Raw genomic sequence first — 16,256 nt, 5'->3', positions numbered from 1 at the left:
GGCCTACTGGCAGGAACGGGGGGAGGACGATTTGCTCCTGGACGATAAAGAGAAGTCCAAGCTCGACGTTCTTGACTTCAAACAACACGGCGGACGCTCGATCGTGGACGCTACAGCCATCGATTATGGACGAGATGTTCAAGCGGTACAGGAAATCGCAGTTGAAACCGGCATTCATATTGTAGGAACGGCGGGCTTCAACAAAAGCTTTCTGTGGGATGCCAAAATCAAAGAGGAGCTTAAACCGCTGATCGGCCACTATGAAACCTACGCCCAGTGGATTGAAGCAAAAAGCATCAACGAGCTGGCGGATTTCGTCATCCGGGAGGTTGAAGAAGGGCTGGAGGGAACGTCTTTCAAAGCAGGCCAGGTTAAATTCGGGACAGGCTATAACCGTATTACGCCTCTGGAGGAGAAGACGCTGCGTGCTGTAGCGCGCGCTCATCATGAGACAAAGGCGCCCATTCATTCCCATACCGAGGTTGGCACCATGGCGCTGGAGCAAATCGAGCTCCTGAAGAGCGAAGGTGTGGATCTGTCTTTTTTGAGCCTGGGGCATATGGACCGCAATCCCGACCCGTACTATCACGAGCAGATCGCCGCAACGGGGGCTTTCATGAGCTTTGACGGTATCGGCAAAATCAAGTATGCACCGGAGAGCACCCGAATCTCGCTTATTCTGGAGCTTGTCCGCAAAGGCTTCGAAGATCAAATCCTCATCAGCGGAGATACCGCCCGGAAAACCTACTACAAGCATTACGATCAGGGTCTCGGTCTGGAGTACATTATTTCCAAATGGGTACCGCGCTTTGTGGACGAGGCGAACCGAAACGGCTTTGACGGACCAAAGCTGGTGGAGAAATTTTTCGTAAGCAACCCGGCCAACTGCTTTTCATTTAAAAAGTAAGGGGGGTGCCACTATGAAATTCGAACTCGAAAATTCGGTTGAGGTGAAGGATAAAATACGCCAATTCCGTGCTGCCATCCTTCCTATTGGTGCCGTTGAAGCGCATGGTCCTCATCTGCCGCTGGGCACGGATAACCTGCTCGCGACCAGACTCGCGGACAGATTAGCCGAACGGACGGAGAGCTTCGTTCTGCCGACCCTCCCCTATGGCCAGGTGTGGAGCTTGCGCAATTTCCCGGGGAGCATCAACGTCTCAAATGAAGCACTCATCCGGCTGTTAGCAGATATCGGCGAAAGCTTGTACCAGCAAGGATTCCGCATTTTCGTCATGGTGAACGGCCATCTCGGCAATGCGGTTGCACTGAAGGAAGCTGCGAGAGTGTTATACGAACGGGTGCCCGCACTAAAAGTGTTCTACTTCTTTTACCCTGGCACGAAGGAAGTAACGGCTTTGGTACGAGAAGCTTCGGCTGCGCACGCGAGCTATATGCATGCTGATGAAATCGAGACATCCTATATGCTCTATCTCGCGGGCGAATATGTGGACATGAGCAAGGCGATCGATGGTGCCCCGCAGATCCCGATCGAAGCGGATTGCACGCCAACGCCGTGGGAGGAAATGACTTCCACTGCCGTGCTTGGGGATGCAACGCTGGCAACGAGGGAGAAGGGGGAGAAAATCATCGAGCGCAGTTTGGAAGTGATGGCCGGGATGGTTCTCCGAGCCAAAAGTGCTTTGTCAACCGATGATCAACCGGAAGAGAACAGATAGCATTGCAATTACAGGAACAACGAGGTGAAAAAGACGATGATGAACACCTATTTTGATGTGATTGGCGGGTTGTTGAACAAAGTTCGAACCGAGCAGGCCAAGCCGATCCGTGAAGCGGCGGAGAAGGTAGCGACCTGTATTCAGCAGGGCGGGATTATTCACTTGTTCGGCTGCGGACATTCACATATATTGACCGAAGAAGTCTTTTACCGGGCAGGCGGACTTGTACCGATTCGTCCGATTCTGGTTGAGAAGCTGATGCTTCATGAAGGCGCGGTCCGGTCGTCAGAGCTGGAAAGACAAAACGATCTTGCCGTTGAGTTTATGGAGAAGCAGGATATTCGCGAAGGCGAGATTGTATTCGTATTGTCCACTTCGGGGCGAAATCCCGTTCCTGTAGATGTCGCTTTGATGGCGAAGGAGAAGGGGGCCTTTACTGTAGGCATTACCTCTCTGGAATATTCCAAAAGCATGCCCTCCCGACACAGCAGCGGCAAGCATCTGGCGGATGCCGTTGATCTGGTGATCGACAATTTCTCGGTCAAGGGCGATGCCGTATTGAGCCATCCGGGCCTCCAGGTACCCTTTACGCCGAGCTCGACGGTGATCGGGGCCCTCATTTTGAACTCCCTGTTCGCCGAATCTATTGAGATTATGATTGAAAAAGGCTTCAATCCTCCCGTATTTCTCAGCGGAAATATCGATGGTTCCGATGAACACAACAGAGCGCTGGTTGAGGCTTATAAAGGACGGATCGCTTTACTGGCATGATAAGAATGTGCTTAGCGAGAAATAGCTTAGCTTCCGAAATGAACGTAAGTCCGAAAACGAAAATCATCCTACCTAAACGGGAAGCAGTCATTATTAGCATATATACGAATTGCCCATGAGCAGGATCTTGAACAATAAATAAAGCAGGCCGCCTGGCAAAGATCAAGCACGCGAACGTCAGGGATACGGAAGAGTGAAGCCGTAACTGCGATTTCTGCAAGAAAATTGTCTCGGCAGGCCGTTACAGGATGAGGAGGAAAGACATGTTCACACAAACCGTAACCATACAGAATGAGCAGGGCTTTCATGTCCGTCCGGCTCAGCTTTTCTCGGAAAAAGCGGGACAGTTTGGAGGAGAGGTTCATCTGAGAACTAGCGAAGGACGCTCCGCGGATTGCAAAAGCATGCTGGAGCTGATGACGCTCGGCATTGAACAAGGGGCTGTCGTGACCATCGAAGCTAATGGAGATGGAGAACAAGAGGTAGTCGAAGCACTGGTACAGCTAGTCGAAAGCAAGTTTGGTGAAGCCTGATGAAGAAGCTGCATATTCAAGGAATCGGCGTATCGGAGGGAATCCGGATCGCAAAGGCATACATCTACAAGCCTTCGCAGGGGGCAAGCAGCGACAGCAGCCCCGATGAGAAGGATATTCCCGATACACCGGCCGCTATCGATGCCGAGCTTATCAAGCTCCGTGAAGCCAAAGCCAGCTGTGCGGAGCAATTGGATGCGCTGACGGAAAAAGCGAAGGAAGCCGTGGGCGAAGAGCAAGCCGGTATTCTTGCGGGGCAGCGGAAGCTTCTGGAGGATCCTGCCTTCTATCCGAAGATGGAGACGCGGGTTCGAGAGAAACTGGAGCCCGCGCCAAAGGCCGTTGCCGAAATTGTGAGTCAGGTCGCTTCCATGTTGGAAGGCATGAACAATGATTATATGAAGGAACGCGCCGCAGACATACGTGATATCGGCAATCGTCTTCTCGCTTGTCTGTCGCCAGGGCAATCGCTCGGCTTTACGGGTATCACCGAACAGGTTATTCTGGTTGCCGACGATTTGGCGCCATCGGATACGGTGCAGCTGGACCCTGACTTGGTGATCGGTTTTATTACTCGCACTGGAGGAGCGACCTCACATACCGCTATTCTCGCACGGTCGCTCGGGATTGCGGCTATTGTCGGCGCTGGGGACGGCGTCGACGGCATTGAGGACGGCGACACGCTCGTCCTCGACGGATCCGCCGGGCTGTGCGTTGCCCGGCCGGACAAGGCAGAAGCGGAGCAGTATCGGCTCCGCATGCTGCAGGACCTCGAGCGCAGGCAGTCGCTCGAGGCGTACGCGGCGCGCCCGGCAGTGACCGCCGACGGCGCGCGCGTGGAACTCGCGGCGAACATCGGCAGCGCCGCGGAAGCCTCGACCGCCGTCCTGCAGGGCGCGGACGGCGTAGGGCTGTTTCGCACGGAGTTCCTGTTCATGAACGCCCAGGCCATGCCGGGCGAGGAGGAGCAGTTCCGTGCCTATCAGGAAGCGGCCCGGACGATGGAGGGCCGCCCCGTAATCATCCGCACGATGGACATCGGCGGAGATAAGAAGCTCCCGTATCTGCAGCTGCCCAAGGAAGCGAACCCGTTCCTGGGCTACCGTGCGATACGGGTAGGGCTTGTCCGCCAGGAGCTGCTTCGCACGCAGCTGAGGGCGGTGCTGCGGGCCAGCGGATTCGGTACGGTAAAGGTGATGTTCCCGATGATCTCCGGCCTGCAGGAATGGAGGCAGGCAAGAGCCATCCTGACGGAAGTGCAGGCGGAATTGAGGCAGGACGGCATCCGGTTCGACGAGCAGATGGAAGTTGGCATCATGGTTGAGATTCCCTCAACGGCCGTGTTGGCGGAACGATTCGCGAGCGAAGTCGATTTCTTCAGCATCGGTACGAACGACCTTGTGCAGTACACGGTCGCGGCGGACCGCATGAATGAACATGTCGCGCACCTGTACGATTATTATCATCCAGCCGTGCTTCATCTAATCCGCACGGTCATTGAGGCATCCCACACGGCCGGTAAATGGACCGGCATGTGCGGAAGTATGGCGGGTGATCCCGCGGCACCGCTCTTACTCGGACTCGGGCTCGACGAATGGAGCATGGAGGCAAGTGGTCTCAGCCGGATCAAGGAAAGGCTCGCTACTCTGGATCGTCAGGAATGCCGCGAGCTGGCGAAGCGCATACTTCGTCTCGATACGCCTCAAGCCGTACGTCAAGCGCTGGAGGAATTTCATCACATGAAACAGGCAGTGGTATAGATTACGGATTCACATGACTTGTCCAACATAGCAGGTGTTGGGGGTTCTCAGAAGTGGTATACCCGTATGCGTGATCCCTAGTTGGGGTCAAATAGCTGCTGCATATAAAGAAATGGCGGTGCAGGGGGTTCCCCTATGCCGCCATTTCTTTGTTATCGACTATTTACTCTTTACGACGCAGTACATTGGCAATTACGCCAACGATTAAGCCCCAAACCGCATTTATTGCAAAGACACTTATCATTGCCAGCGGATTCGTTAATGGACCTTGCAATGTTCCATCGATAAGGGGAGAGGTAATCCCGCTGATAATGGTAGCAAATAAGGCATAACTCAAACCCGCAAAAACAAGAATGACAACGGGATAAGCCGTTCTTTTGAATAGAACGAGCATGAGCCAGGCCAAAGAGATGAGAACCGTCATCAGAATGCTGCCGAATGCTTGGCCGATCAGCTCCATGATCCCGGTCATCTTCATGATGGGTCTGACAAGCGCTAAAGCGCCCAGACCGAGAATGAAAAGCAGGTTTTCTTTTACGATATCGATTGTTTTCATATCCAATCCGTTCCTTTCCCATGTATGTGTTAATCTGTCGCCTGATGAAGTCGATAAGACCCCGTCCGATTCATCCTCCAACTTGTATGAATATTGCCAGTGCCTGCATTGATTTTCCCGGCTGTTGATAACATTAACAAATCCATGTTGTGAACTTATGACGATGCTTGGTGATTTACGTGAATTTTTCCGATGGATTTCCCGATCTCCTGACAGCCATAATATGCTAGACTACCTATATATTACTTTTAGGAGTCCATCATACGATGAAGACATTTACTATTTTGTACATTGAAGACGATCAGGAAATCGGTTCCTGGTCCAAGGAGTTTTTAATCAGTCAGGGCTATGAGGTGATATGGAAGAGTTCAGGCTATGATGTGGAAGCAGCAATGGAACATTGCGATCTTGTCATTTTGGACATCATGCTTCCGGGTCTGGACGGATTCACGGTCGGTCAGCGGCTAAAACGAATCAATCCCGCTGTCCCCATCCTGATGCTTACGGCCAGAACCGCAATCGAGGATAAGCTTACCGGATTGTCTTTTGCCGATGATTATATGACAAAGCCGTTTCATCCGGATGAGTTGGCTGCCCGGATTCAAGTCCTGCTCAGGCGCTCCGTCACTGCGGAACCGGAACAGCTTCTGATCCGGCATTTAATCATCGACCGAACAGGAAGCCGTATTTGGAATTCCGTAACCGGGGAAGAGATTGTGCTTACAGGTAAGCAGTTTCACATATTCATGTATTTCCTGGACCATCTGAATCATATTTTGACCCAGAAGCAGATTTATGAAGCCGTATGGGGCGAGCCGCATCTGAACGGAGACAAGACGTTGAATGTGCATATCCGGCATCTGCGAGAGAAGATCGAGCTGGATTCCGGCTCTCCCCAAATTATCGAGACCATCCGCGGCGTAGGATACCGGGTGCGATCATGAAGATCCGCAGCTCGTTAATGAGCAAATATCTGATCCTTATTTTGACCGCCTTACTGCTATGGCCAATCATTCCAGCCCTGTTTTATTTACCTGGTTATATGTTTAGCGATCATCCAGTATATCGTCCGGAAGAGATAACCCGCATGTGGCAGCAGGAGGCAGACAACCTGGACGGTGCAGGTAGGGATAGGATTATTTCTAGACTGGGAGAGTTGAACGAGGACTATCCGGATGCTGAAATATTTTGGGTGGACCCGTCAGGGAGGACGAATGCAGTCAGAGACCTCTCGGAAGATATACCTGAGCAATGGACTTATGAGGATATTCTCTCGATTCGAGCGCAAGACCGTTATCAAGAAATGCTGTTCTTAACCTCCCTCATCGGAAACGATCCGAAGCAAGGCTTTATGGTGATGCGGCTCCCGGATTCCCATATCCTTGATGCAGAGATGTCGCTATCGGGAAACCTGCCGCTCATCTTTCTGTTTCTAATGATCTGTGTATGCTTCTTTATGCTGTCATGGCTGTTCTTCATTAAGCTTCGCAAAAGACTGATCAGGCTCCAATCCGCGATGACCGTAAATGGATTGAAAGAAATTCCGAACGAAGTCACGATTATGAAAAACGACGAGATCGGAGAACTCGAAGGCTCGTTTAATCGGATGGTGAAGGAGCTCAAAGAAAGTCAACAACGGGAGCGGGAGGAGGAGGAACTGCGCAAGCAATTCATTTCAACGATCTCCCACGATCTTCGTACCCCGTTAACTGTCATCCGGCAACATGTCCATACGGTTCGCAATAATCCTGCTTCTCCCCAGGGACAGGTTTCACTTTCTGTCATCGAGCATAAGCTGGACGACATCAGTAATCTGATGGATAATCTTCTGTCATACACGTTGTTATCGGCGGGGAAGTATCCGCTGCACAAGCAGCCGATTGATATTGTAGAAGAAGTCCGGAATCGAGTGGCTCAGTGGTATCCAGTATTCGAGGCTAAGGGATTCGATGTCTTTGTCGAGCTTCCTGATGAGACGTTATTATGGGATGTGGATCCATTGTGGTTTAACCGGATCCTGGACAATGTGTTTCAGAATGTAGTACGCCATGCGGGAGCGGGTCGCTACATCGGCATTCAAATGATTGATCGTGAGAAGCAGCTGATGCTGGTCATCAACGACAAGGGCCCGGGCTTCTGCAACGAGTCGCCTGAAAAAGGCGCAGGGATCGGTTTGTCCATTGTATCGATGATGGCCAAGGAGATGGGGATGCAATGGGAAATGAAATCCGACGCAGACGGAAGTGCGTTTTATATTTGGATTGATAGCAGTTGCAGTGTTATAATTCACGAGACAGATTAAGCTATGAGAAGGTAACAGTATCTGAAACGAATGCGAGTTCGTTATCGAATTTATGTTTGTTATTGGAATATATGTAACCTTTTCTTTCAAAGACCAGGGAAGAAGCTGCGTACAAGTCGCTCAGAGTGACTTATACGCAGCTTCTTTTTTGAGCGTTGACTTACCTATCCAGGATAGAGAGTTTACAGCTTCACGTAAACGAAATTAACCCAAACTTAAACTTGAGGTCACTTTGTCTTTCGATAAGGGAGGTAGAATGGGGTTTAAAGTGAAGGCTGAGTTATTAAGGAGGTAAGTTAACCAACATGAAGATTGAGCATAAAAAAGTTTCAGCAGAGCTCCAGACAGCACGATGGATAAAGATGCGTAGAATTTGTGGTTATGGCGCTGCCATAGCGGTGACGCCGTATTTGTTGATTAAACTGGCATGGACCCTCGGTTACTTCATACCAACCGAGCAAATGGGAGACGATAGTTGGCGTGCGATCAACGCAGCTACCGCAGTGCTTGCGGCGATCGGAATTCTACTGGCATTGGCGTTCACCAGGCCGTGGGGTGAACGCCTGCCTGCATGGCTGATTGCCTTTCCCGTATGGGTTGGCACGGGTCTGCTCGTTCCCATGCTGGTCTTGGCACCGGTGCTAGGACCGGCAGCTATGACTCGGGATCAGGAAGCGGGGGCAGCCGATGTTTGGGTGTACGAACAATTCTTTGTCATGGTCTCGCTCGTTGGCATCGGCATTTGTCTGCCTCTCGCCTTCGCAGGGTATGCGAAGACACGATGGCCGGAGGCGTTCGGTGATTCGATTGACTATAGCAGGTTGCCTGGTAATACTTGGAGACTGCAGCATACATTGTCCAAGCTGGTTGGAGCAGGCTGTATCCTGCTAGGTACCATTAAGGTGTTCTGGGCTGCTGGAGGTACCCTCGGCATGGATCCGGCCAGATTGGACGATCGTGATGTGTGGTGGCATCTGCTGACGTTTAGTACCGGAGCGTGGTCCATCGCGGGGGCGTGGGGATTGCTGGTGCTAACTTCCCGGCGTGGGTCGCAGCGTTTTCTGTACCCGATGGCATTGGCTTGGATTTCGTCGGGCATGCTGTTCTCTTATAATCTCTTTTCCGCTATTCGTACCGATTCGCAGTTCTCGCCAGAGTACCCGCTGCTGCGGATGCTGACCACAGAGGCCGGTATCATCTTAGGTGTAATGATGATTATGATCATTCTGCTCGTTCTGCATGATCGACGTCGTGCCTTGTAGACGATTCGTTGGAACACGTCATGTGTAGTGCGATATCGATTCGGAACATTACGTCGTTCAGGCAGCGAGTATCCTTACCTGTCGGAAGGAAAAAACAAACATGCTTATGAAGTCGCGGAAATCGCGGCTTTTTTGTTTAGGTGAAACTAAACATACAGACCATCCAAGAGAAATGATTGTTCAAAAGTATGATTTTAACAGAATGAAGGCAATCTATACACGATTGGCTCACTTATATCAAGTTAGTGGAGGATATGTATGTCTATTTTTAAACCATCGAAAATTGCGCGCTCGATATATGAGATTGACGGAGAAACACTCCAGCAGGCAGGTATTAAAGGGATCATCCTTGACTGGACCAATACCATAACGACGAAAAATGCTGAATCCTTAACCGATTTGATGAAAGATTGGCTGAATAACATGCAGTCCCGATACGGAATTAAGGTGATCATCGTCTCTAACAGCAAACCACCGATGCATGGTCACGGACAGATCCATGAGATTCCAGCATTGTTCGAAGCCGGTAAACCGAAGAAAAAAGCGTTTTTAGCTGCATTGAATCTACTTGGAACGCGCCGTAACGAGACAGCCGTTATCGGAAACGGCATCATTACCGATCTATGGGGAGGAAACCGTCTGGGGATGTACACGATTTTCATATCTTCTTCATGGGCGAAACCTCGGATTTTAGGCGTAGTCAAACGACTATTCGTAAAAGTGCTCCGAGTATAATCATGCGTGCTACAGTTGGAACATAATTGATGTGATTTGAGGGGTGAAGGGATTGGATTTTTTGGCTGCGTTCACTATTTAAGATATTTTAATATTTCTCCACTTTTTACTTAAGGTATCTTCCCTAAACGGTAGACGGCCATTTTGTGGGTTTCGATAATTACGTAGAGCTGCTGGGAAGTGCTTCCTTCCGCAAGGCGGCGTTCAACACGTTTTACTTCAGCGCGGTCAGCGTTCCGCTCATGGTTATGATGTCACTCGGGTTAGCGATGCTGCTCCATAAAAGTACATATTTTCAAAAATGGCTTCGGACCGCTTATAGAATGCTGCTAGGAAGTGAAAGTTATCCATTTACTTATGGAGAGGATCAGGCTAAAAGAATAGATAGCGCTTAATCGTATCAGCGACATACAAACAAGGTTTTATAGACTGCAACCCCGAAGATATTTAGGTTCGGGGTTGTTTTTTGTTACTTCATTCAACTAGCCAAATGAATGATCAAGCAATAGGCTAAAGATGTATATAGCTTTAGAAGGAGCATGAATCCATGAGAGTATTACCTGAACCTACGTGGGCACGACTAGGCTTTTCAGAAGCTCCGGATTTTACGGAATCCGGGAAAAACATGGGTATCGTCATCATTGATACAATTACCCCTCATCCTGCACTTCAGCATTTAGGCGATCGATTACAATACGTCACCGTTCATGACGACTTCTCCATTACATGCCGAAATATTGCTTTAGAAGAGTCCGTTGAACATGAAGACGCTAGTGGTGAGCATGGGTTGATGACACTATTGGCACTATCTCATAAACCTTTTGTTTTCCAAGGAAAAACGCATATAGGCATTGCACCGGCGGCACATTATATCGTGCTTAATCACGGGGCGTTCAAGACTGGGGAAGGAGAACGATTAAAAGCCGGGATCGAGTGGATATTGAATAAGCAGAAAGAATGGAATATTCGAATCATATTAAGTACGGGATGGCATGCACTAGATCATCAGGTATATCTAAAAAGCACAAGCAAAAACAGCACGGTTCAGGCACTAGCTTCAGCCGTTAGAAGTGGGGTTCTTGTGGTCTGTGCAAATGGGAATACGAGAACAGCGAATATGTTGCCGCCTCGCGAATATCTAGCCGTGGGGGGATACAATGACCGAGGCCACGCAGAGCGCCACATCCATGTACCATTTCCCGATGAACCGTATGGACGAAATGCCGAGGGGCACTTCAGGCCTGACGTTCTAGCACCACGAGTATACTTGACCGTTCCTTTTTGTGAATTCATTAAAAAAGCAGATGTCGTTTCCTATTATGAGGGAACATCAGGCGCAGCAACACTCGTAACCGGAGTCGCAGCATACCTAATGTCTACATTTCAAGGTTTAGATGCAGCAACTCTACGCACTGCGTTGACTACATACGGTGATCGTATACATGGCTACGATAATCTAGCCCCCAGGGTTAACGTCGCCAAAACAAAAACCGCAATTGAATTGGGTCAGATAACGAATCAACCCCAAGTAGCTTTACAGTCCCTGCGGATCAGGGACACACATATCGCACTACATTCCCAAGATGACATCAAAAGGGCGGTATCCCTATCTACTCTCGTGGAAAGGCAGCTTTGCTCACGGAACCTTTTATGGCAATATTCATTCGATCGCTCGCCAATCGTAAGAAAAATCGCTGTTTGTGCTTTGGAAAAGCCCATAAACGAATATGAGCGAGAGGTTTTCTGGGAGCGATTAGCTCAGGAATCGGAAGGCGGCGTCCGTGGTTGGTATGCCTATGCATTATTGCAAGACGCAAGGAAAAATGAAGGTTCCAAGTGGATTCCATTGTCAACGGATATCAATTGGACGGTTCGATGGTGTGTAAGGGAATACCTTGCCATGTTTCCTGACTTCTTTCCGCAATTTGAACCGACGCATGATCCAGATTCTATAATTTCAAAAGCCTCTCCGCTAATACAATGGCTAAGCGGACATAATGGATAAGCGCGGAGTCCCATTTTCCCGAAAGAGCTGGAATTGACAATACCGATTCAATAATGTAAACGCGTCGGACAATTGATGGACAGTGTGCAAGGATGTATTGGTGTGCACAGCTATATGTGGCGTACGCTAATGTGTCGGTGTACACAGCTATATGTGGCGTACGCTGATGTGTCGGTATTCACTGCTGTATGGGATTGCATCTGATGTGATGTGTGCACACCTATATGCGAGTGCGCTATTGTGTCCGTGTTCATAGCTGTATGTCGCGTGCGTCTGATGTGTTGGTCTGCACAGAGCTATATACGGTGTGCATAGCTGTATGCGGACAGGAGATCCGCTATTTCCCAACAACTGTACCGAAATCACCGATTCGCGGACACAGAATCCGTTATTCTCGGATTTTTCTGTGATTTGCAGGCAATAGCGGAACCTGTGTCCGCCTAACCCTATGTTCAGCACCTTTTCTTACAAATAGCGGAACCACGGTCTATACGGAGTTGGTTAAATAGCTTCTTCCTCATAACCCCCTAAAGATGATTAGTTTCCCTTATGGGTTTTCAACAATGTCTGCTTTAAGGGGATTCACTTAATTAAATGTATCTTCAGCCTCTGCCTCTATATATCCGTCAGCAGAAAGCGGTGTAACAGATGTATAAGCGGCAACGATGAAAATGGGATACCGTTCATCTGGTTGATCCATCAACAGGAATGCTAAAACGCAGCTTATATGAGCAAAAAAATAAAACCGGCGCAATAATGTGCCGGTTAATTCATACTAACCTAAAAAAGGCATGGATACATAATATTATATAAAAAATTTCAATATAAGTCTATTACTTTTTTTGGATAAATTGTATGTTATATAAGCGACCGCGGCGCAACGATCAACCCAAGATAATGAAGGGAGAAACCTTGCATGATAACACTCAGGAAAATCACGTTGGAAAACCGACGTGCCATATTTAATCTGGAGGTCTCAGAAGATCAACGGCGCTTCGTAGCGTCCAATTTATCGAGCGTGGCTTCGTGTTATGTCCTTGCAACCAATGGGGGGCAGCCATTTCCATTTGCCATTTACGCGGATGAGCAGCCGGTTGGTTTTGTTATGATTACCTACAGAATCACCGGATATGAACTTCCGACAATCGCAGACGACAGCTATTGCATCCTGCGGCTGATGATTGACAAGCAATTCCAGAACAGAGGCTATGGTCGGGAAGCCATGAAAAAAATCTTGGAATTTGTCCGTACCTTTCCTGCGGGGCCTGCACATTACTGCTGGATTTCTTATAAGGCTGATAACGCAGCCGCCAAAAAGCTTTATGAAAGCTACGGCTTCCGTGACAACGGCGAAATCGAAAACGACGAGCTAATAACCGTTTTACGACTTTAATTCTCTGCTTCAACAGATCAACCCTTGAAAGCCGCATTTTATGCGGCTATTTTGCAACTAGAAAATAGGGCTCAATGATGTTGGTTCTTTACTCCCCACTCACATAACTGTTCCAAAATGGGTAATAGAGTTTCCGCTTTATCTGTAAGACTGTACTCGACTTTTGGCGGAACTTGAGGATATTCTTTGCGTGTCACCAGACCATCCGCTTCCAGTTCTTTGAGCTGTGAGCTCAATGTTTTGTAAGTGATCGCTCCTATTTGTCTTTTCAGATCATTAAAGCGAACCGTTTGGTTTTCAGCCAAGAGGTACATAATCACCATTTTCCATTTGCCGCCAATAATCGAAATGGTATAACCAAAAGGTGTGTCTTGGACATTCTTAACTTTACCTTTAAATTCCTCCATACTCATACTGATACACTATCCTTTCGGGTAGTACCTATCATAAATGTGCGTACTACTTTTATATTTGTGCTCAGTCTATACTAACCTTACTTTGATGTAAAGGAGAGAAACAAATGACTAAAAAAACAATACGTCTGTTAATGCCACAATGGCAAGGAGGAAACAACCCGAACTACTCTTTTGGAGCCGAGCTGCTTGCTTGGCTAGCTCCGGACAATGATCAACCCCATATCCGTGTACCTGTTCAAGCTTATGATGGAACTCCGCTCGAAAACGAGAACGGTATGAATGGAAGACAACAGCTGCTTGAACAGCTAAAGGCTGCTCATCATCTTATTGAGGCTCATCAGCCGGATCGCGTTATCATGTTTGGTGGTGATTGCCTAGTTGAACAAGCTCCATTTGCCTATTTAAACGAACGGTACGGTGGGGAATTAGGTTTGGTATGGATCGATGCTCACTCTGATTTGGTCAATTATGTCGGCTATGATAACGGGCACGCAGTACCTCTCGGGAATCTTTTGGGAGAAGGAGATGAGGAGTTCGCAAAACATGTGAAAACCCCGCTAAAACCTGAAAATGTCTTTATTGCGGGATTAGCGGCTCCTACAGAAGAAGAAGTTGCTGTAATTTCTGAAGCGTTTCAAAGATTAGGTGTTGCACCTACAGAACCGGACACGGAAATGATTCAAAGGCTTGGTATTCGAACGGCCGGAACGAAGGAGTTAGCGAGCAGCACTGAATCTATAAAAGAATGGATCAAAGAAAGCGGCATTAAACACCTGGCTATTCATCTTGATTTAGACGTGCTTGATCCAAAGGCTTTTCGTTCGGTATTATTCGCCAACCCGGAAGAACCCTTTAATTTATCTCCTAAGGGAACCATGCAATTGCCTCAACTACTCCGTTTGATTAAAGAACTATCAGAAGAAACCGATGTCGTTGGGTTAGGTATAACAGAGCATTTGCCGTGGGACTCCATCAACCTGAAGAAACTCCTTGGAGAAATACCCATTTTAAATAACTAAAGGCATCCATGAACTTATATAGAGAAATGAACTGAATAATCATAAAAATACACCCACGCATTTTAGGGTGTATTTTTTAGGTGGTAGTAAGGGGGGGGGCAGCAAGTGAAGTGATTCAGATTGATTTCGTTTCAATGTAAGTATTTTCTTGGAGATATCAGTATAACAATATAAATATAATCATAAACATTAATTATTTATTGCAAAACGATAAATAAATTGCTAAAATCAAATTCATAATCATGAAGTGAGGTGCTTTTTTATGAAACGAGGGTCCACATTATTTTTAAGGATTGCTGTAATTCTTATTGGAATTCCAGTTCTAGCTCTGTGCATATTTGTGGTACCAGAGATAGCGGAATTTATTGCAGAATTGTATCCAGATCATACTTATTTGAGATATCTTGTTTTCATCGATTTGTATGCAACCGCGATACCGTTTTACTTTGCTTTGTATCAGGCGTATAAGCTTCTAGGCTATATTGACAAGAACAAAGCTTTCTCGGAATTATCCGTACGCGTTCTAAAGAATATAAAAAACTGTGCAACCATAATCAGCAGCTTGTTTGTGGTAGGCATGCCGCTCTTTTATCTGATAGCGGAGAAAGACGATGCCCCAGGCATCATAATCATCGGAATGGCCCTGATTTTTGCGTCCATGGTGATTGCCGTTTTTGCTGCTGTTCTTCAAAAGCTTTTAAAAGAGGCAATTGATATAAAATCTGAGAATGATTTGACGGTCTGAGGTGATAACTATGGCGATTATTATCAATATTGATGTGATGCTGGCTAAACGAAAAATGAGCGTAACCGAGCTTTCGGAGAGGGTTGGAATAACCATGGCCAATCTGTCTATATTGAAAAACGGAAAGGCCAAAGCCATTAGGCTTTCAACGTTGGAAGCTATTTGCAAAGCGCTGGAATGCCAGCCTGGAGATATTTTAGAATACAAAAGTGACGAGAACACGCAAGAATCATAAAGCAGGGATCTAAAAAGTCGCCATTTCGGCGATTTTTTTGTGTTTCATAAGCAATCTTGATGATTGTCTGACGTGAAACAGAATCGAATCATAAATGGACGGTCAGGATTGTCGTGAAGCAGGTTATGCTCGTGTTTCCTAATACGTGGTAAAATGGTTGTCAAGAACCATAGAAGAGGGGTTGGAATTTTGATTCGGGGAGTCATTATCGAAGGGGTGTCAACTGCTGGAAAAACATCATTGTTTTCTGCAATCAGGGGAATACATAGTCAAGCGAATAATGTTGGAAAATCGATAATTGCAATAAGTGAACACTATTCGCAAGTTTTGCATTCATACCAAGGCGTCCTGAGATCCATGGATAAGGATGAACATATTGACCTGTTAAATCGTCATGTTGATTATCTTGAGCTACAATACAATTGGATTGATTCACTAGGCCATACGAAACCATCAAACGGAATATTCTATCTTTTGGAAAGATTCCATTTAAATCATCGAGCGGCATTTTCAAATTCTTCAGACATTGAGGTGTTAGAAAAATGCTTATTAAGACTGAATGCTCATTGTGTGCTTTTAACACTTTCTCAAGATGCAGTGGAGTCAAGGTATATTGAAAGTCGTGGCGACGCTTGGAAATCATATGTGATGAACAATCACTCCACAGTTACGGAGGCTTGTCAGAAGTTCTTAGAGGACCAGAATCAACTTCGCATGTGTGCGAAACAATCGCTTATTCCCACTCTAGAGATCAACACAGATGAAGCAGACTGGAATTCTTACGCAAAACAGATACTCATGGGAATCAACGATGCAACTTAAAGTAATTAAGTAATGAAGGGGAG

At 47.4% G+C, this 16,256-nt stretch carries 18 protein-coding genes; 16 read left to right on the top strand and 2 right to left on the bottom strand.

The annotated features are described in order from the left end of the window. The 5 genes from ACPV3A_RS16320 to ptsP form a co-directional block, all read left to right on the top strand. Nucleotides 1–907: phosphotriesterase family protein (locus tag ACPV3A_RS16320; RefSeq protein WP_426200257.1), on the top strand; the 907-nt coding region annotated here is incomplete at its 5' end. Between the two features lie 13 nt (nt 908–920). Further along, nucleotides 921–1,679, top strand: coding sequence for a creatininase family protein (locus tag ACPV3A_RS16315; protein ID WP_426200256.1), 759 nt, complete (start codon nt 921–923; stop codon nt 1,677–1,679). A gap of 36 nt (nt 1,680–1,715) precedes the next feature. Beyond that, entirely contained in the window at nt 1,716–2,450 is a 735-nt protein-coding gene (locus ACPV3A_RS16310) for an SIS domain-containing protein (protein ID WP_194544834.1), read from the top strand. A gap of 263 nt (nt 2,451–2,713) precedes the next feature. Beyond that, nucleotides 2,714–2,983, top strand: coding sequence for an HPr family phosphocarrier protein (locus ACPV3A_RS16305; RefSeq protein ID WP_260068352.1), 270 nt, complete (start codon nt 2,714–2,716; stop codon nt 2,981–2,983). Next, nucleotides 2,983–4,743 (top strand): phosphoenolpyruvate--protein phosphotransferase, encoded by a 1,761-nt coding sequence (ptsP, locus tag ACPV3A_RS16300; RefSeq protein WP_426200255.1) that lies wholly within the window; start codon nt 2,983–2,985, stop codon nt 4,741–4,743. The genes ACPV3A_RS16305 and ptsP overlap by 1 nt, the downstream gene beginning before the upstream one ends. Nucleotides 4,744–4,906: 163 nt before the next feature. On the opposite strand, the gene ACPV3A_RS16295 is transcribed toward ptsP, so the two are convergent. Beyond that, the gene (locus ACPV3A_RS16295; RefSeq protein WP_339217729.1) at nt 4,907–5,299 is read right to left on the bottom strand and encodes a hypothetical protein; all 393 of its coding nucleotides are present in this window, start codon (nt 5,297–5,299) and stop codon (nt 4,907–4,909) included. Between the two features lie 266 nt (nt 5,300–5,565). Between ACPV3A_RS16295 and ACPV3A_RS16290 the strand changes: the two genes are divergently transcribed. From ACPV3A_RS16290 to ACPV3A_RS16260, 7 genes are all read left to right on the top strand, one after another. Then, nucleotides 5,566–6,243, top strand: coding sequence for a response regulator transcription factor (locus ACPV3A_RS16290; protein WP_220684958.1), 678 nt, complete (start codon nt 5,566–5,568; stop codon nt 6,241–6,243). Beyond that, complete coding sequence (locus tag ACPV3A_RS16285) at nt 6,240–7,601, top strand: HAMP domain-containing sensor histidine kinase (protein ID WP_426200254.1); 1,362 nt, start codon at nt 6,240–6,242, stop codon at nt 7,599–7,601. Before ACPV3A_RS16290 ends, ACPV3A_RS16285 begins: the two co-directional genes overlap by 4 nt. A gap of 305 nt (nt 7,602–7,906) precedes the next feature. Further along, nucleotides 7,907–8,863, top strand: coding sequence for a hypothetical protein (locus ACPV3A_RS16280; RefSeq protein ID WP_426200253.1), 957 nt, complete (start codon nt 7,907–7,909; stop codon nt 8,861–8,863). 258 nt (nt 8,864–9,121) lie between these two features. Continuing rightward, the gene (locus ACPV3A_RS16275) at nt 9,122–9,598 is read left to right on the top strand and encodes a YqeG family HAD IIIA-type phosphatase (RefSeq protein WP_426200252.1); all 477 of its coding nucleotides are present in this window, start codon (nt 9,122–9,124) and stop codon (nt 9,596–9,598) included. A gap of 146 nt (nt 9,599–9,744) precedes the next feature. Further along, nucleotides 9,745–9,993: a hypothetical protein gene (locus ACPV3A_RS16270; RefSeq protein ID WP_426200251.1), complete on the top strand. Its 249-nt coding sequence runs from the start codon at nt 9,745–9,747 to the stop codon at nt 9,991–9,993. Nucleotides 9,994–10,145: 152 nt separating this feature from the next. Next, on the top strand, nt 10,146–11,603 hold the full coding sequence (locus tag ACPV3A_RS16265; RefSeq protein ID WP_426200250.1) for a S8 family serine peptidase: 1,458 nt from the start codon (nt 10,146–10,148) through the stop codon (nt 11,601–11,603). A 916-nt stretch (nt 11,604–12,519) separates the two neighbouring features. Then, the gene (locus ACPV3A_RS16260) at nt 12,520–12,996 is read left to right on the top strand and encodes a GNAT family N-acetyltransferase (protein ID WP_194543078.1); all 477 of its coding nucleotides are present in this window, start codon (nt 12,520–12,522) and stop codon (nt 12,994–12,996) included. A 71-nt stretch (nt 12,997–13,067) separates the two neighbouring features. On the opposite strand, the gene ACPV3A_RS16255 is transcribed toward ACPV3A_RS16260, so the two are convergent. Further along, nucleotides 13,068–13,409 (bottom strand): winged helix-turn-helix transcriptional regulator, encoded by a 342-nt coding sequence (locus tag ACPV3A_RS16255; protein WP_071220787.1) that lies wholly within the window; start codon nt 13,407–13,409, stop codon nt 13,068–13,070. Nucleotides 13,410–13,516: 107 nt separating this feature from the next. On the opposite strand from ACPV3A_RS16255, the gene ACPV3A_RS16250 reads away from it, so the two are divergent. The 4 genes from ACPV3A_RS16250 to ACPV3A_RS16235 all read left to right on the top strand — a co-directional run bounded on the left by ACPV3A_RS16250 (nt 13,517) and on the right by ACPV3A_RS16235 (nt 16,233). Next, nucleotides 13,517–14,431, top strand: coding sequence for an arginase family protein (locus tag ACPV3A_RS16250; protein ID WP_426200249.1), 915 nt, complete (start codon nt 13,517–13,519; stop codon nt 14,429–14,431). A gap of 262 nt (nt 14,432–14,693) precedes the next feature. Then, nucleotides 14,694–15,176, top strand: a complete 483-nt coding sequence (locus tag ACPV3A_RS16245; RefSeq protein ID WP_194543076.1) for a DUF2975 domain-containing protein — start codon at nt 14,694–14,696, stop codon at nt 15,174–15,176. Between the two features lie 10 nt (nt 15,177–15,186). Beyond that, the gene (locus tag ACPV3A_RS16240; protein ID WP_071220789.1) at nt 15,187–15,411 is read left to right on the top strand and encodes a helix-turn-helix domain-containing protein; all 225 of its coding nucleotides are present in this window, start codon (nt 15,187–15,189) and stop codon (nt 15,409–15,411) included. Between the two features lie 189 nt (nt 15,412–15,600). After that, nucleotides 15,601–16,233, top strand: coding sequence for a hypothetical protein (locus ACPV3A_RS16235; RefSeq protein ID WP_426200248.1), 633 nt, complete (start codon nt 15,601–15,603; stop codon nt 16,231–16,233). The last annotated feature ends 23 nt before the right edge of the window (nt 16,234–16,256 follow it).

It is taken from the genome of Paenibacillus sp. Dod16 (assembly GCF_049893405.1).
Taxonomy (GTDB): Bacteria; Bacillota; Bacilli; order Paenibacillales; family Paenibacillaceae; genus Paenibacillus_AQ.
Note: the sequence above shows the minus strand (reverse complement) of the source record. Positions and strands in the feature narration are given on the sequence as shown.